The sequence below is a fragment of the Streptomyces bikiniensis genome (assembly GCF_000716625.1).
Lineage (GTDB): Bacteria > Actinomycetota > Actinomycetes > Streptomycetales > Streptomycetaceae > Streptomyces > Streptomyces bikiniensis.
This window is the reverse complement of sequence record NZ_JNXJ01000013.1, coordinates 1-16,114: the sequence shown is the minus strand read 5'-3', so window position 1 is coordinate 16,114 and position 16,114 is coordinate 1. Positions and strand designations below refer to the sequence as shown.

General features: G+C 73.1%; 13 protein-coding genes. 7 read left to right on the top strand and 6 right to left on the bottom strand.

From position 1 onward, the window contains the following. The first annotated feature begins 74 nt into the window (after positions 1-74). The gene (locus tag OO47_RS12110) at positions 75-713 is read left to right on the top strand and encodes a hypothetical protein (RefSeq protein ID WP_051716134.1); all 639 of its coding nucleotides are present in this window, start codon (positions 75-77) and stop codon (positions 711-713) included. A gap of 95 nt (positions 714-808) precedes the next feature. Here OO47_RS12110 and OO47_RS12105 read toward each other — a convergent pair whose 3' ends face one another. Further along, positions 809-2,377: an MFS transporter gene (locus OO47_RS12105; protein ID WP_033208956.1), complete on the bottom strand. Its 1,569-nt coding sequence runs from the start codon at positions 2,375-2,377 to the stop codon at positions 809-811. 198 nt (positions 2,378-2,575) lie between these two features. Here OO47_RS12105 and OO47_RS12100 point away from each other — a divergent pair, with 198 nt between their 5' ends. Both OO47_RS12100 and OO47_RS12095 read left to right on the top strand, forming a co-directional pair. Continuing rightward, positions 2,576-3,364 (top strand): ABC transporter ATP-binding protein, encoded by a 789-nt coding sequence (locus OO47_RS12100; RefSeq protein ID WP_030216656.1) that lies wholly within the window; start codon positions 2,576-2,578, stop codon positions 3,362-3,364. Beyond that, positions 3,361-5,931, top strand: a complete 2,571-nt coding sequence (locus OO47_RS12095; RefSeq protein ID WP_030216653.1) for an ABC transporter permease — start codon at positions 3,361-3,363, stop codon at positions 5,929-5,931. Before OO47_RS12100 ends, OO47_RS12095 begins: the two co-directional genes overlap by 4 nt. 77 nt (positions 5,932-6,008) lie before the next feature. Here the strand turns inward: OO47_RS12095 and OO47_RS12090 are convergent, their stop codons facing one another. Beyond that, entirely contained in the window at positions 6,009-6,377 is a 369-nt protein-coding gene (locus tag OO47_RS12090; protein ID WP_030216649.1) for a type II toxin-antitoxin system VapC family toxin, read from the bottom strand. Continuing rightward, a complete protein-coding gene (locus OO47_RS12085; RefSeq protein WP_030216646.1) occupies positions 6,374-6,643 on the bottom strand; it encodes a type II toxin-antitoxin system Phd/YefM family antitoxin in 270 nt (89 codons plus the stop codon). Before OO47_RS12085 ends, OO47_RS12090 begins: the two co-directional genes overlap by 4 nt. A gap of 242 nt (positions 6,644-6,885) precedes the next feature. Between OO47_RS12085 and mfd the strand changes: the two genes are divergently transcribed. Beyond that, positions 6,886-10,419: a transcription-repair coupling factor gene (gene mfd, locus OO47_RS12080; protein WP_030216642.1), complete on the top strand. Its 3,534-nt coding sequence runs from the start codon at positions 6,886-6,888 to the stop codon at positions 10,417-10,419. A 90-nt stretch (positions 10,420-10,509) separates the two neighbouring features. On the opposite strand, the gene OO47_RS12075 is transcribed toward mfd, so the two are convergent. After that, positions 10,510-11,766 carry an SGNH/GDSL hydrolase family protein gene (locus tag OO47_RS12075; protein WP_030216639.1) on the bottom strand — a complete coding sequence of 419 codons (1,257 nt, stop codon included), beginning with the start codon at positions 11,764-11,766 and terminating at the stop codon, positions 10,510-10,512. Between the two features lie 19 nt (positions 11,767-11,785). Continuing rightward, the gene (locus tag OO47_RS12070) at positions 11,786-12,436 is read right to left on the bottom strand and encodes a TetR/AcrR family transcriptional regulator (RefSeq protein ID WP_078489611.1); all 651 of its coding nucleotides are present in this window, start codon (positions 12,434-12,436) and stop codon (positions 11,786-11,788) included. 243 nt (positions 12,437-12,679) lie between these two features. Here OO47_RS12070 and OO47_RS12065 point away from each other — a divergent pair, with 243 nt between their 5' ends. The 3 genes from OO47_RS12065 to OO47_RS12055 are packed head-to-tail and all read left to right on the top strand — an operon-like array spanning position 12,680 to position 15,065. Beyond that, a complete protein-coding gene (locus tag OO47_RS12065) occupies positions 12,680-13,519 on the top strand; it encodes an SCO6745 family protein (RefSeq protein WP_051716151.1) in 840 nt (279 codons plus the stop codon). 53 nt (positions 13,520-13,572) lie between these two features. Further along, on the top strand, positions 13,573-14,274 hold the full coding sequence (locus OO47_RS12060; protein ID WP_030216631.1) for an HNH endonuclease family protein: 702 nt from the start codon (positions 13,573-13,575) through the stop codon (positions 14,272-14,274). A gap of 44 nt (positions 14,275-14,318) precedes the next feature. Continuing rightward, positions 14,319-15,065 (top strand): hypothetical protein, encoded by a 747-nt coding sequence (locus OO47_RS12055; protein ID WP_033208926.1) that lies wholly within the window; start codon positions 14,319-14,321, stop codon positions 15,063-15,065. A 267-nt stretch (positions 15,066-15,332) separates the two neighbouring features. Here the strand turns inward: OO47_RS12055 and OO47_RS12050 are convergent. Beyond that, positions 15,333-16,114, bottom strand: a 782-nt coding sequence (locus tag OO47_RS12050) for a hypothetical protein (protein WP_234323143.1), incomplete at its 5' end; no start/stop codon positions are given.

Sequence of the window (16,114 nt, the reverse complement as noted above, 5' to 3'; positions counted from 1 at the left end):
CTCGAACAGGTCCTCCGGCTTCCTGTCCGACAGTTGACTCCCCGTCGGCTTCTTCCACAGACAGGTGAGCAACCGTGGACGCATCGCACCCGCTCCTGACGTTCTTCACGGCTGCCGCCGGCGGTCGCTTCCCGCCGGTCGACGGCCGGGTGACGGTGCTGCCGCCCCTGCCCGGGGGACTGGAGTGCTCGGTCGCCTTCACCGGTCACGCCGTCATCGCCACCGCCATGGCCAGCCGGGCCGTACACGCCCAGGGGCCGGACGGCTTCGGCGCGTCGCTCTCGCCGGACTTCCTGCGTCACCTGGCCGGCCCGAAGGGCTGGATCGGCGTCACCGACGCGACGCTCACGGCTCGCGGCACGGGCGGTCCGCCGCGTCTGGCCGAGCTGACCGACGCGGATGATCACCCACGTGTCCGCCATGCCCGGGAGCTGCGGACGAACGTCGAGGTCTACGGTGACGAACGCGGCCTGGTCACCCTGGCCGACGGCCTCGCCGGGCGACGCGAGCTGAGCATCGAACTCCACGACGTCCAGGACGGCAGCCGGGGACACGGGCGGTCGCTCCTCACCGACGCCCTTTCCCTCGTTCCGGAGGCCGACCCGGTCTTCGCCGCCGTCTCCCCCGGCAACGCCCGCTCCCTGCGGGCCTTCCTCGCCTGCGGGTTCACACCGATAGGCAGCGAGGTCCTGCTGCGTCCCGAGCGGCGGTAGGGCGTGGATCAGCGGATGGGCGGCCGTCCCCGCCGGTGGGACAGGCATCCCACCCGCTGAGAAGGGTCGTCCGGCCCGTGCGCGTTCGTACGCGGTCACTCCTCGCGCCCCGTCCCCTCCCCCAGCACCGGGAAGCGGCGGGGCGCCAGGATGAGGAGCACCAGGAGGGCCAGGGCCGCCGCCCCCGCCGCGCCCAGGTGGACGTAGTCCACCGCCGCGTCCACCGCGCGGCGCAGGGTGTCCGTCGTCGCGGGCGGCAGGGAGTCGGGGGAGTCCAGGGAGCGGGCCAGGGCCTCCAGGTCGCCGTCGCCGCCGAGGCGGGCCGCCAGGACCCCGTTCGCGACGGCGCCGAAGACGGCCGCTCCGACGCTCTGGCCGACCTGGCGGCAGAAGAGGACGGACGCGGTGGTCGTGCCCCGCTCCTCGTACGGGACGGTCGACTGGACACCGACGATCAGCGGCAGTTGGAAGAGGCCCAGGGCCGCGCCGAGCAGCAGCATCAGGAGCGCCGGCTGCCACGGCTCACCGGGGAACGGCAGCAGCGGGAAGGCGAGCAGGACGAGCAGCGCGCCGGACATGCCGAGGATCGCGGTGAGACGGAAGCCGATGCGGGTGTAGACGCGGTTCGAGAGCGCCGCGCTGACGGGCCAGCTCAGGGTCATCACCGACAGGACGAATCCGGCCGCGATCGGGCCGAGCCCCAGGACGGACTGCGCGTACGTGGGGAGGAAGACGGTCGGGGCGACCATGAGCAGGCCGAGGGCCCCGAGCGCGAGGTTGACGGCGGCGATCGTACGGCGGCGCCAGACCCAGCCGGGGATGATCGGCTCGGCCGCGCGCCGCTCCACGAGGACGGTGACGGCGCCCAGGGCGGCCGCTCCGCCCAGGAGCCCGAGCGAGGGCGCCGAGAGCCAGGGCCAGGCGACGCCGCCCTGCACGAGGGCGGTGAGGAGCAGGGCGCCGGTCGCGAAGACGCAGAGCGCGCCCGCCCAGTCGATCCGTACGCGCGCGCGTGGCTCCGTTTTCCGGGCTCCCGCGCGTGCGCCCGCGCGTGCCCGTCCCGGCTCCACCAGGTACCGGCAGATCAGCCACAGGGCCACCAGGCCGACCGGCAGGTTGATCAGGAAGATCCAGCGCCAGTCGGCGTAGCCCGCGAGGAGGCCGCCGGCCGCCGGGCCCGCGACGGCAGAGGCGGCCCAGACGGAGGACAGCTTGGCCTGGATCTTCGGGCGCTCCTTCAGCGGGTACAGGTCGGCGGCGATCGTCTGGACCGTGCCCTGGAGCGCGCCGCCGCCGAGGCCCTGGACGACCCGGAAGGCGATGAGGGACGCCATGTCCCAGGCGGCGGCGCACAGCAGGGAGCCGACGAGGAAGAGGACGACCCCGGCGACCAGGACCGGCTTGCGGCCGAAGGTGTCGCTGAGCTTGCCGTACACGGGGAGGGTGACGGTGACGGCGAGCAGGTAGCCGGAGAACAGCCAGGAGAAGACGGAGAGTCCGCCGAGGTCCCCGACGATCTGCGGGACGGCCGTGGACACGATCGTGCCGTCGATCGCGGCCAGCCCCATCCCCAGCATGAGCGCGGCGACGACGGGTCTCCGGCGGTCCGGTGCGGGGGCGGGGGCCGGGCCGGTCCCGGTCCGTGTCGTCGACGGCTCGGTCACCGTACGCACTTCCTTTCTTCGTACACCTAAATTCTCGGGTGACAGCGTGCCACTCGAACCGTGGACGGAGAAGCCCCTAGGGGTTTCTCCCCCATGCGGGCCAGGGGCCGTTCGTACCGGCGGAGGAGGAGAAGTCCCGTTCCGCGTCCTTAACTTGAACTTACAAACCCACCACCGCTCCGACCCGAGGAGAAGACCGTGACTTCGGCTGTGACCACCCCCAGGCCCGGGGGAACCGGAGGGGCTACGGCCGTCGCCGCGCGGGCGCGGCAGGTCGTGAAGGCGTACGGCTCCGGGGAGACCCGGGTCGTCGCCCTCGACTCCGTCGACGTGGACATCGCCCGCGGCCGGTTCACCGCGATCATGGGTCCCTCGGGCTCCGGCAAGTCCACCCTGATGCACTGCCTCGCCGGGCTCGACACCGTCACCAGCGGGCAGATCTTCCTGGACGAGACCGAGATCACCGGCCTCAAGGACAAGAAGCTGACCCAGCTCCGCCGGGACCGGATCGGCTTCATCTTCCAGGCGTTCAACCTGCTGCCGACCCTGAGCGCCATCGAGAACATCACGCTCCCGATGGACATCGCGGGCCGCAAGCCGGACGCCGACTGGCTGCGCCGGGTGGTGGACACCGTCGGCCTGTCCGAGCGGCTCAAGCACCGGCCGAACGAGCTGTCCGGCGGCCAGCAGCAGCGCGTCGCCGTGGCCCGCGCGCTCGCCGCCCGGCCCGAGATCATCTTCGGGGACGAGCCGACCGGAAACCTCGACTCGCGGGCCGGCGCCGAGGTCCTCGGCTTCCTGCGCACCTCGGTGGACGAGCTGGGGCAGACCATCGTCATGGTCACCCACGACCCGGTCGCCGCCTCCTACGCCGACCGCGTCCTCTACCTCGCGGACGGGCGGATCGTGGACGAGATGGAGCGGCCCACCGCCGAGGCCGTCCTCGACCGCATGAAGGACTTCGACGCGCGCGGGCGGACGTCATGAGCGTCCTCAAGACCTCCCTGCGCAACTTCCTCGCGCACAAGGGCCGGATGGCGCTCTCCGCCGTCGCCGTCCTGCTCTCCGTCGCGTTCGTCTCGGGGACCCTGGTCTTCATGGACACGATGAACGCGACGTTCGAGAAGCTCTTCGCCACCACCGCCTCCTCCGTCACCGTCAGCCCCGAGGGCGCCACCGACGACGAGACCCCGCAGACCGGGCGGCCCGAGACCCTCCCCGCCGCGCTCCTGGACGAGGTCGCGAAGGCGGAGGGCGCCCGGAACGTGCAGGGCGCGGTCACCTCCCTGAGCGTCACCGTCGTGGACGCGAAGAACAAGAACGTCGGCCCCACCGGCGGCGCCCCGACGATCGCCGTCAACTGGACCCCGAACGAACTGCGTTCGGTCGAGATCACCTCCGGCCACGAGCCGCGCGGCCCCACCGACGTCGTCGTGGACGCCGCCACCGCCGAGAAGCACGGCCTGAAGCTCGGCGACGAGCTGCGGACCATCTCCGTCACCGGCGACTTCACCGCGAAGATCTCCGGCATCGCCGAGTTCAAGGTCACCAACCCCGGCGCCACCCTCGTCTACTTCGAGACCGCCACCGCCCAGCGCGAACTGCTCGGCAAGGAGGGCCTGTTCACGCAGATCACGGCCGACGCCGCGCCCGGCGTGAGCGACGACGCCCTCAAGGCGAACATCGCCGCCGCCCTCGGAGACGGCCACAAGCTCCAGACCGCCGCCGAGGCCGCCGACGCGGGCCGCGAGGAGCTGGCCGGCTTCCTCGACGTCATGAAGTACGCCATGCTCGGCTTCGCCGGGATCGCCCTCCTCGTCGGCATCTTCCTCATCGTCAACACCTTCTCCATGCTGGTCGCCCAGCGCACCCGCGAGATCGGCCTCATGCGGGCCATCGGATCGAGCCGCAGGCAGGTCAACCGCTCCGTGCTCGTCGAGGCGCTGCTCCTCGGCCTGGTCGGCTCGGCCGCCGGCGTCGCGGCGGGTGTCGGCCTCGCCGTCGGCCTGATGAAGCTGATGTCCGCCGTGGGCATGGAGCTCTCCACCGGCGACCTCACCGTGAAGTGGACGACCCCGGTCGTCGGCGTCGTCCTCGGCGTCGTCGTCACCGTCCTCGCCGCCTACGTCCCGGCCCGCCGCGCCGGGAAGATCTCCCCGATGGCCGCCCTGCGCGACGCCGGCACCCCCGCCGACGGCAGGGCGGGCCGGGTCAGGGGCGGGATCGGCCTCGCCCTCACCGCCGCCGGAGCCGCCGCCCTCGTGGCCGCCGCCCGCGCCGAGGAGGCCGCCCCCGGCTCCGCCTGGCTCGGCCTCGGCGTCGTCCTCTCCCTGCTCGGCTTCGTCGTCGTCGGCCCGCTGCTCGCCGGCGTGGTCGTCCGCGCCCTCGGCGTCGTCGTCCTGCGGGTCTTCGGGCCCGTCGGCCGGATGGCCGAGCGCAACGCCCTGCGCAACCCGCGCCGCACCGGCGCCACCGGCGCCGCCCTCATGATCGGCCTGGCGCTCGTCGCCTGCCTGTCGGTGGTCGGCTCCTCCATGGTGGCCTCCGCCACCGAGGAGCTGGACCGCTCCGTCGGCGCCGACTTCATCGTGCGGTCCGGCACCGGGCAGCCGATCGTGCCGCAGGCGCAGGCCGCCCTGGAGAAGGCCCCCGGCATCGACCACGTCACCGAGTACAGGTGGCTCGACGCCACCGTCACCGACCCGCGCGGCAGGAAGACCGAGGAGGGCCTGGCCGCCACCGACGCGACGTACATGCGGGACCTGCGCCGGGAGACCACCGCCGGGCGGCTCGCCGACGCCTACGGGCCGGACGCCATGTCCGTCGGCAGCGACTACGCCACCGAGCACGGCGTGAAGGTCGGCGACGTCCTGACCGTCGCCTTCAAGGGCGGGAAGCCGGCGAAGCTGAGGGTCGCGGCGATCACCGCCGACCAGGGGAACGTCGACAACGGCGCGATGTACACCGACATCACCACCGCTGCCCGGTACCTCCCGGCCGACCGGGTGCCGCACAGCCTGCTGCTCCTCGCCGGCGCGAAGGACGGCCAGGAGACGCAGGCCTACCAGGCCCTCAAGGACGCGCTCGCGCCCTACCCGCAGTACAAGGTCAGCAACCAGGCCGACTACAAGAAGGACCTCCAGGACCAGGTCGGGCAGCTGCTCAACATCGTGTACGGGCTCCTCGCCCTGGCGATCGTCGTCGCGGTCCTCGGCGTCGTGAACACCCTGGCCCTGTCGGTGGTCGAGCGGACCCGCGAGATCGGCCTCATGCGGGCCATCGGCCTCTCCCGCCGCCAGCTGCGCCGCATGATCCGCCTGGAGTCCGTGGTCATCGCCCTCTTCGGCGCGCTCCTCGGCCTCGGCCTGGGCATGGGCTGGGGCACGGCCGCCCAGAAGCTCCTGGCCCTGGAGGGCCTGGGCGTCCTGGACGTCCCCTGGCCGACGATCCTCACCGTCTTCGTCGCCTCCGCCTTCGTGGGCCTCTTCGCGGCCCTGGTCCCGGCGTTCCGGGCGGGGCGGATGAACGTCCTGAACGCGATCGCGAGCGAGTAGCGGTCGTACGGGGGAATACGGGGGAGCGGGTACGGCCCCGGTGCTTGTGCGCCGGGGCCGTACGGCTGCCCGGGGGCTCAGACGGTGAGCACCGGCACGTCGTACCGGGGGATGTTCTTGTCCCGGGTCACGAGCGTGAGCCCCTCGGTCTGCGCCTGGGCGATCAGTATCCGGTCGAAGGGGTCGCGGTGGTGGGGCGGGAGCCGTCCGGCGCGGATGCCGTGCTCCGCGACGACCGGCAGGGCCAGGAACTGGGTGTCCCTGGCCCGTTCCGCCACGTCGGCGGGGGCGTCGAGCTTGCCGGTGGCCTGCTTGACGGAGAGCTCCCACGGCGTGACGGCGCTCATGTACACCCAGCGTTCCCGGGCCAGGAGATCGCGGGTCTCGTCCGGGAGGTCGCCGTTGAGCCACCAGAGGACGACGTGCGTGTCGAGCAGGAGCTTCACTCGGCGGCTCCGGACGGCTCGTCCGCCTCGTCCCCGAACGCCTCGGCGAAGCCGTCGGGAAGCTCGTCGAAGTCGTCGGCGACGGTGATGCGCCCCTTGAGGGAGCCGTAGTCGGTGCGGAGGACCTTTCCGGCCAGCGGGATCACCTTCGCGACCGGTTCCCCGGACTTGCTGATGATCACCTCCTCGCCGGTCGCGACCGCCTCCAGGATCTTGGAGAAGTGGGTCTTCGCCTCGTGGACGTTGTACTGCCGGGCTGCTTCCATCGCGGCCTCTCACGGCTAGGTGGAGCAAAGGTGGACTAAGTGCTGGACTAATCTTAGTCGTACAAGCCGCCCGGGAAACAGCCGCTTCACCCTCCCGAGTGGCCGGGTTCCTTCGGGCGAGTGACAGTGGCACGTCGTAGGCTGGGGACGCCCGGGCCGTACGCGTCCGGGAACACCCGGCCCGTGCGACGTGTCGGGCCGTTCGCGTTGTCCGCACCTCCAGTTCCGGGATGGAAAGCCCCATGAGCCTGCACGGTCTGCTCGACGCCGTCGTCAAGGACGCCGCCCTCGCCGAGGCGGTGAAGGCCGCCGCCGACGGCAACCGGCCCCACGTGGACCTGGTCGGACCGGCCGCCGCGCGCCCGTTCGCCGTGGCCGCGCTCGCCCGGGACTCGGGGCGACCGGTCCTCGCGGTGACCGCGACCGGCCGGGAGGCCGAGGACCTGGCCGCCGCGCTGCGCTCGCTCCTCGACCCCGACACCGTCGCCGAGTACCCCTCCTGGGAGACCCTGCCGCACGAGCGCCTCTCGCCCCGCTCCGACACCGTCGGCCGCCGCCTCGCCGTGCTGCGCCGCCTCGCGCACCCGAGGGACGACGACCCGGCGGCCGGGCCGGTCAGCGTGGTCGTCGCGCCCATCCGCTCGGTCCTCCAGCCACAGGTCAAGGGCCTGGGCGACCTGGAACCCGTGGCGCTGCGGTCGGGGCAGACGGCCGATCTGAACGAGGTCGTGGAAGGCCTGGCGGCCGCCGCGTACTCCCGGGTGGAGCTGGTCGAGAAGCGCGGCGAGTTCGCCGTGCGCGGCGGCATCCTGGACGTCTTCCCGCCCACCGAGGAGCACCCGCTCCGGATCGAGTTCTGGGGCGACGACGTCGAGGAGATCCGCTACTTCAAGGTGGCCGACCAGCGGTCCCTGGAGGTGGCCGGGCACGGCCTGTGGGCGCCGCCCTGCCGCGAGCTGCTGCTCACCGACTCCGTACGGGAGCGGGCGGCGGCCCTCGCCGAGGAGCACCCGGAGCTGGGCGAACTCCTGAACAAGATCGCGGAGGGGATCGCGGTCGAGGGGATGGAGTCCCTGGCGCCCGTCCTCGTGGACGACATGGAGCTGCTGCTCGACGTGCTGCCCGAGGGCTCCATGGCCGTGGTCTGCGACCCCGAGCGGGTGCGGACCCGGGCGGCGGACCTGGTCGCCACCAGCCAGGAGTTCCGCCAGGCGTCCTGGGCGGCCACGGCCGGCGGCGGCGAGGCCCCGATCGACGTCGGCGCGGCCTCCCTGTGGGGGATCGCGGACGTCCGGGACCGGGCGCGCGAGCTGGGCATGCCCTGGTGGTCGGTGTCGCCGTTCGCGGCGGACGAGGCCGACGCCGACGGAGACACCCTCGCCCTCGGCATGCGCGCCCCCGAGTCGTACCGCGGCGACACCGCCCGCGCGCTCGCGGACACCAAGGGCTGGCTGGCCGAGGGCTGGCGCACGGTCTACGTGACGGAGGCCCACGGCCCCGCGTCCCGCACGGTCGAGGTCCTGGGCGGCGAGGGCATCGCCGCCCGCCTCGACTCCGACCTGACCGAGATCGCGCCCTCGGTCGTCCACGTGGCCTGCGGTTCCATCGACCACGGCTTCGTGGACCCCGGCCTGAAGCTGGCCGTGCTCACCGAGACCGACCTGTCCGGGCAGAAGGCGGCCGGCAAGGACGGGCAGCGGATGCCCGCCAAGCGGCGCAAGACGATCGACCCGCTGACCCTGGAGGTCGGCGACTACATCGTGCACGAGCAGCACGGCGTCGGCCGGTACGTCGAGATGGTCCAGCGGACCGTGCAGGGCGCCACCCGCGAGTACCTGCTCGTGGAGTACGCGCCCGCGAAGCGCGGCCAGCCCGGCGACCGGCTCTACATCCCGACCGACCAGCTGGAGCAGGTCACCAAGTACGTGGGCGGCGAGGCCCCGACCCTGCACCGGCTCGGCGGCGCGGACTGGACGAAGACGAAGGCGCGCGCCAAGAAGGCCGTCAAGGAGATCGCCGCCGACCTGATCAAGCTGTACTCGGCGCGGATGGCGGCCCCCGGCCACGCCTTCGCCCCCGACACGCCCTGGCAGCGCGAGCTGGAGGACGCCTTCCCGTACGCGGAGACGCCCGACCAGCTCTCCACCATCGCCGAGGTGAAGGAGGACATGGAGAAGACCGTCCCCATGGACCGCCTGATCTGCGGCGACGTCGGCTACGGCAAGACGGAGATCGCGGTGCGGGCGGCCTTCAAGGCCGTCCAGGACGGCAAGCAGGTCGCGGTCCTCGTGCCGACGACGCTGCTCGTGCAGCAGCACTTCGGGACCTTCTCCGAGCGGTACTCGCAGTTCCCGGTGAAGGTGCGGGCCCTGTCCCGCTTCCAGTCGGACACCGAGTCCAAGGCGACCCTGGAGGGGCTGCGGGACGGCTCGGTGGACATCGTCATCGGCACCCACCGCCTCTTCTCGTCCGAGACGAAGTTCAAGGACCTCGGCCTGGTCATCGTGGACGAGGAGCAGCGCTTCGGCGTCGAGCACAAGGAGCAGCTGAAGAAGCTCCGGGCCAACGTCGACGTGCTCACCATGTCCGCCACCCCCATCCCCCGCACGCTGGAGATGGCGGTCACCGGCATCCGCGAGATGTCGACGATCACCACCCCGCCGGAGGAGCGCCACCCGGTCCTCACCTTCGTCGGTCCGTACGAGGAGAAGCAGATCGGCGCCGCGATCCGGCGCGAACTCCTGCGCGAGGGCCAGGTCTTCTACATCCACAACCGGGTCGACTCCATCGACCGGGCGGCGGCGCGGCTGCGCGAGATCGTGCCCGAGGCGCGGATCGCGACCGCCCACGGCCAGATGTCGGAGCAGGCCCTGGAGCAGGTCGTGGTCGACTTCTGGGAGAAGAAGTTCGACGTGCTGGTGTCCACGACGATCGTGGAGTCCGGCATCGACATCTCCAACGCCAACACCCTCATCGTGGAGCGCGGCGACAACTTCGGGTTGTCACAGCTCCACCAGCTGCGCGGCCGGGTCGGCCGCGGCCGCGAGCGGGGGTACGCGTACTTCCTGTACCCGCCGGAGAAGCCGCTGACGGAGACCGCGCACGAACGGCTCGCGACGATCGCCCAGCACACCGAGATGGGCGCGGGCATGTACGTGGCCATGAAGGACCTGGAGATCCGGGGCGCGGGCAACCTGCTCGGCGGCGAGCAGTCCGGCCACATCGCGGGCGTCGGTTTCGACCTGTACGTACGGATGGTGGGCGAGGCGGTCGCGGACTACCGGGCGTCGCTCGACGGCGGGGCGGAGGAGGAGCCGCCCCTGGAGGTCAAGATCGAGCTGCCGGTCGACGCGCACGTGCCGCACGACTACGCGCCGGGCGAGCGGCTGCGCCTCCAGGCCTACCGGGCGATCGCCTCCGCCAACTCGGAGGAGGACATCCGGGCCGTGCGCGAGGAGCTGACCGACCGCTACGGCAAGCTGCCCGAGCCGGTCGAGAACCTGCTCCTGGTGGCGGGCCTGCGGATGCTGGCCCGCGCCTGCGGGGTCGGTGAGATCGTCCTCCAGGGCCCGAACGTCCGCTTCGCCCCGGTGGAGCTGCGCGAGTCGCAGGAGCTGCGCCTCAAGCGCCTGTACCCGCGTACGGTCATCAAGCCGGCCGTCCACCAGATCCTGGTCCCGCGCCCGACGACGGGCAAGATCGGCGGCAAGCCGGTGGTGGGCCGCGAACTGCTGTCGTGGACCGGGGAGTTCCTGACGACGATCCTGGGATCCTGACGCGGATGGGTAGTGGTCGGTTCTATAGAACCGACCACTACCTGAGGAACCGGCCACTATCTGAAGAACCGACCACTGCCCGAGTCGGGGTCAGAGCAGGTCCGGGTCCACCGCCTCCGCCATCGCCCGGTAACCCGCGTCGTTCGGGTGGAGGCCGTCGCCCGAGTCGTACGCCGGGAGGAAGCGGTCCGGGTCGGCCGGGTCGGCCAGTGCGCGGTCGAAGTCGATCACGGCGTCGTACGCGCCCGAGGTGCGGACCCAGTGGTTGAAGGCGTCCCGCACGGCCTCGTTGGCCGGGGTGCCGTAGCGGGAGCCCTTGACGGGGGTGAGGGTCGCGCCGACGACCCGCAGGCCCCGGGCGCGGGCCTCGTGGATCAGGGCGAGGTGGCCTTCGGCCAGCTGCTCGGCGGAGACCCCGGGGGCGGCCGAGGCGGGGGAGCCGGGCTTGCGGAACCCGATGTCGTTGATGCCTTCGAGGAGGACGACGGTCCGGACGCCGTGCTCGGTGAGGACGTCCTCGCGGAAGCGGTCGAGGGCCTTCTCGCCGGCCCAGGGGCTGTCGTTCAGGACCTGGTTGCCGCTGATGCCGTGGTTGAGGACGGCGCGGGGCCGGCCGGCGGCGGCGAGGCGTTCGGCCAGTTGGTCCGGGTAGCGGTCGTCCGCGTCGGGCGTGGATCCGACGCCGTCGGTGAGGGAGTCCCCGAAGGCGACGACGCCGTCGCGGCGCCAGGCCTCCCGGCCGCCGGACACCTCGACGCCCGAGAGGAGGTACCAGGAGCCGCTCGTCTCCCGGAAGGCCTCCCCGGACGCGTCGGCGCGGTGGTCGCCGGTGGCGCGGTACGTGGTGGCCGTGGCCACGTGGTGGAAGGAGGCGGGCCCGGTGGCCTCCGCCAGGTGGAGGGTGACGGCCAGGGAGTCGAAGGCCTCGACGGGGAACCGCGCGGCGTCGCTGAGGAGGGTGCCGCCGGCCGGGACCGTCGCGGACTCCCGGCCTTCGAAGCGCAGGTGCCGCACGGAGCCGGGCTCGACCGCGCCGCCGCGGGCCGCCCGCGCGACGGTCGCGCCCGCGATCCGCAGCGGGGTGGAGCCGTAACGGTTCGTCAGCTCGATCCGGGTCCGGTCGCCGCCGGTGGTGACCCGGACGACCTGGCGGACCGTGTGGTCCTCGAAGCCCCGCGACGACCAGTTGGGTGCGAAGGGCGCGGCCGGCGCCTGCGGGGAGGCGGCCCAGGCGCCGCGCCACACGGGGTCCTGCCGTCCGGTGGCGACGGCGGACGGGGTCGAGGCGAGGGCGACCGCGGTGAGCAGGGCCACGGCGGTGCGGCGGAGGGGGTGCGGGGTTCCCATGCCTTCGATGATCACCCGTTCACGGGCTTATATCCCTTCCCTTCCCTTTTCGGCTCCTTCCGGGGGTGTCCCTCGACTCCTCCCGGGGGTTGTCTTTCGGCTCTTTCCGGGGGTGTCGCTCCGCGAAGAGCAGGCCGGCGAGGGAGTGGAAATACTCCTCCGGGTCCCGGCCGCCCAGCGCCTCCGTCACGTTGCGGGTGAGGAGCAGCGTCGCGAAGCCGTGGGCGAGCGACCAGGCCGCGATGCCCGCCTCGCGCGCGTCGGGGACGTCCTCCAGGCCGGCGACGCCCGCGCGGAGTTCGGCGGAGGCGCGCTCCTTGGCGGCGAGCAGGACCGGGTCGTCGGCGCGCAGCAGCTCCGGCCGGAACATGACCTGGAAGTGGGCGGGGTGCTCCATCGCGAAGCGCACGTACCGCACGCCCCGTTCGCGCAGCTCGGGCGTGCCCGCCAGGGCCCCGGCGAGGAGGTCGTACCCCTCGGCGGCGACGGCGGTCAGGAGGCCGGTGCGGTCCTTGAAGTGGTGGGCGGGCGCGGCGTGGGAGACGCCCGCACGGCGGGCGAGGTCCCGCAGGCTCAGCGCCCCGGGGCCCTCGGCGGCGATGACGTCGAGGGCGGCGGCGAGGACGGCCTGCCGCAGGTCGCCGTGGTGGTAGGTGCTCCGGGTCGTCATGGGGTCAGCCTAGTCCCCATCTTGTCATTGACAAGTTCGGGGAGCGGGGCGCAATCTTGTCAGTGACAAGACGCGGGAGGGCCGATCGTGAGGGAGAACGCCGTGGATGAGTTGGACGCCGTGGACAACGTGGACAACGTGGACGCCGTGGGCAACGTGGACAACGTGGACGCCGTGGGCAATGTGAATGCCGTGGAAGCCCCGGAGGTCCGGGAGCTCGTGGAGTCCGGGCGCGTACGCCGGATGTGGCACCTGCTCGAACCCCTGCACGCCCTGCTCTACTACGCCCCCGAGGCCTTCGAGGAGGCCGCCTCCCTCGGGTACGGCACCGACGAGCGCTGGCCCTCCTACTTCGCCTGGCGCGCCGCGCCCTTCGGCGCTGCCGGGCCGGTCCGCGTGGCCTCCGCCTTCTACAGCTTCAGCCCGGCGGCGGTCGCCCGGTACGTTCCCGCCGCCTGGTCGATCGCCGACCCCGCCGACGTGCTCGCCGCCCGGCTCCGGGCCGTCGACCGCACCGGTCGGGCCGTCCTCGGCGAGGACGCGGTCGCGGACCCCGGCCTCGCGGAGGCCGCCGCGCTCGCCCGCCGGGCGGCGGAGGCGGCCGGGACCGCCGGCCGGCCGCTCGCCGCCGCCAACGCCGAACTGCCCTGGCCCGACGCCCCGCACCTCGTCCTCTGGCAGGCCGCCACGATCCTGCGCGAGCACCGGGGCGACGGGCACGTCACCGCCCTCCTGGCCGCCGGGCTCGACCCGGTCGAGGCGCTCGTCTCCTTCGCGGCGGTCGGCGCCGCGCCCGAGCCCGTCTTCGCGAGCCGGGGCTGGTCCCCCGCCGAGTGGTCCGCCGCCCGCGACCGGCTCGCCGCCCGGGGGCTCGTGGACGACTCCGGCGCGGCCACCGACGCCGGGCGGGCCCTGCGCGCCGGGGTCGAGCGGCGTACGGACGAACTGGCCGCCGCCCCCTGGGCGGCCCTCGGCGCCGAGGAGGCGGACCGCCTGGCCGACCTGCTCGGCGGCCCCTGGCTCGCCGCGATCGGCTCCGGCCTGCTGCCCGCCGAGAACACCCTCGGCATCGGCAAGGTGTGACACAACGGTGCGAAGCGGTTCTTGTCGTCCGTCCTAGGATCTGAAGGGTGCTGATGTATCGAAGGACCCTCGCCGCCTCGGCCCTCGCGGTCGTCGCCCTCATAACCTCCGCCTGCTCCCCCTGGACCGGCGACGGGGCCGGGCCCCCGGCCGCGTCCGGGACGGCGCTCGCCGCCGTGGACACCCTCACCGTCAAGGGCCGAGCCCCGAAGACGGGGTACGACCGGGACGTGTTCGGACGCGGCTGGGTGGACGTCGACCGCAACGGCTGCGGCACCCGCGAGGACATCCTCAAGCGGGACCTGACCGGCGTCCGGTACGCGGACGGCCACTGCAAGGTCGCCTCCGGCACCCTCGCCGACGACCCGTACACCGGCACCGACGTCCCCTACGTCCGGGGTCGCAGCAAGGTCGACATCGACCACGTCGTGGCGCTCTCCGACGCCTGGCAGAAGGGGGCGCAGCAGTGGAGCGCGGAGACCAGGCGCCGCTTCGCCAACGACCCGCTCAACCTCCTCGCCGTGGACGCCGCCACCAACCGCCGCAAGTCCGACGGCGACGCCGCGACCTGGCTGCCGCCGAACGGCGCGTACCGCTGCGCGTACGTGGCCCGGCAGGTCGCGGTGAAGAGGAAGTACGAGGTGTGGATCACGGAGGGCGAGCGGGACGCGATGAAGCGCGTCCTGCGGGAGTGTCCGCAGCAGAAGCTCCCGCAGGAGGGCGATCCGGCGGGAGGGCCTGCGGGGAAACCGTAGGAAAAACGGTTGGTCACCGGCGGAACGATCTTTACTCTGCCGCCATGGACCTGAACATATCGACCCTCGCCGAACGCCCCGAGTTGGAAGGGCCGATGTGGGACATGCGCCACCTCTGGCCCGAGTTCATGATGCACGACCCGGTGGGCTGGGCGAACATGGGCCAGATCGTGCGACAGCTCCCCGAGTACGTGCTCGTCGCCACCGACGCCGACGGGAAGTTCGTCGCGCGCGGGTTCAGCGTCCCCTTCCGGATGGACCTGGACGGCCGCCGCGCGCTGCCCGACCGGGGCTGGGACGAGGTGCTGCTCTGGGCCTTCTCCGACCTGAGGCAGGGCCGGGAGCCCGACACGGTCAGCGCCATCGAGATCACGGTCGACAAGGCCTACCTGGGGCGGGGCGTCTCGCACCGGATGCTGACCGCTCTGCGGGAGAACACGGCCGCGCGCGGCTTCTCCGAGCTGGTCGCCCCGGTCCGCCCCAACGGCAAGCACCTGGAGGCCGGCGCCTCCATCCACGAGTACGCCTTCCGCACCCGCGCGTCCGACGGTCTGCCGCACGACCCGTGGCTCCGCGTCCACGTGCGCGCGGGCGGCACGATCGAGGCGGTGGCCCCGGCGTCGATGACCGTCCCCGGCTCCGTCGAGCAGTGGCGGAAGTGGACCGGCCTCCCCTTCGACACGGACGGCCCGGTCGAGGTCGGGGGCGCGCTCGTCCCGGTCCACTGCGAGGCCTCGCGCGGCTACGCGGTCTACGTCGAGCCGAACGTGTGGGTCCGGCACCGCGTCTGACGCGCCCGCACGAGCACGCGCCCGCACGAGCACGCGCCCGCACGAGCACGCGCCCGCACGAGCACGCGCCCGCACGAGCACGCGCCCGCACGCACCCGCACGAGCACGCGCACGTGTCCGCGCCGCCGTTCATCCACGCGCGCAGTCGTGTGCACGCGCGCGTGAGGGGGGCCGCTCCCCTCCCGCGGCCCCCCTCACACGTCCCCCCTCGGGGCCCGGCCCCCCGGGTCCGGCCCCGATCGGCCCCTGGACCGTCCCCCCCCGGGTTCAGTCCAGGTCCGCGATGTCCTTCGGTGCCGGGGCCTTCGCCGTGACCGGCTTCCCGTGGTGGGAGAAGGTGATCGTCCCCGGCTCGTCGCCGCCCTTCGTGACGATCCTGAGGACGTACGGCGTGCCCTCCGCGGCCACGTGCACGGTCCTCGTCACGTCGCCGTCCGGCTCCGTCAGCGCGAGCGCCTTCCGCCCGCCGACGGTGGTCTCCCCGCCCCGCTCGATGCCGCTCGCGCCCTGCCCGGAGCCGTCGAGGAGCTCCTTCGCGTCGCACAGCGCCAGGAGGTCCTTCGCGTCGGGGTCCGAGGCCGGGAGCTCGACCCAGCGGCCCTTGAGCGCCTTGAACATGGCCTCCCGCACCTCCGGGGTCTCGCCCTCGGACTGCTCGTTCAGGGAGGCCTCGTCGAAGCGCAGGTACACGTTCTTCCCGTCGGCCCTGACCAGCTCGGTCGTGGCGGTCGCACCCAGGGTCACCGTGCCGGCGCACTTGCCGGTGGTGTCGAAGGAGACGTGGGCCCTCGTCCGCTCGCCCTCGGACGTCGTGTCGACGTCCACGGTCAGGGACGGCGCCGCGTTCGTCGCCGCGAACGCCTTGTCGGCGATCTGCGACCCGGTCAGCCCCGCGAAGGGCCCGGCGGGCTTCGCCTCCTCCGGGGACGGGCCGCAGGCGGCGGCACCGGCCGCGACCGCGGCGCACAGGAGGGCGGCGACGGCGGTGCGCCGGACGCGCGGGCGGGAGGGGGCGGGGACGGGGGCGCGCATGGTGGTTCTTCTCCGGG

What these genes read in the sequence shown, in the direction of transcription:
- mfd (WP_030216642.1), top strand. Translation starts at nt 6,886, where the DNA reads ATGAGCCTGCACGGTCTGCTCGACGCCGTCGTCAAGGACGCCGCCCTC.
- OO47_RS12075 (WP_030216639.1), bottom strand. Translation starts at nt 11,766, where the DNA reads ATGGGAACCCCGCACCCCCTCCGCCGCACCGCCGTGGCCCTGCTCACC.
- OO47_RS12085 (WP_030216646.1), bottom strand. Translation starts at nt 6,643, where the DNA reads ATGGAAGCAGCCCGGCAGTACAACGTCCACGAGGCGAAGACCCACTTC.
- OO47_RS12065 (WP_051716151.1), top strand. Translation starts at nt 12,680, where the DNA reads ATGTGGCACCTGCTCGAACCCCTGCACGCCCTGCTCTACTACGCCCCC.
- OO47_RS12055 (WP_033208926.1), top strand. Translation starts at nt 14,319, where the DNA reads ATGGACCTGAACATATCGACCCTCGCCGAACGCCCCGAGTTGGAAGGG.
- OO47_RS12095 (WP_030216653.1), top strand. Translation starts at nt 3,361, where the DNA reads ATGAGCGTCCTCAAGACCTCCCTGCGCAACTTCCTCGCGCACAAGGGC.
- OO47_RS12060 (WP_030216631.1), top strand. Translation starts at nt 13,573, where the DNA reads ATGTATCGAAGGACCCTCGCCGCCTCGGCCCTCGCGGTCGTCGCCCTC.
- OO47_RS12070 (WP_078489611.1), bottom strand. Translation starts at nt 12,436, where the DNA reads ATGACGACCCGGAGCACCTACCACCACGGCGACCTGCGGCAGGCCGTC.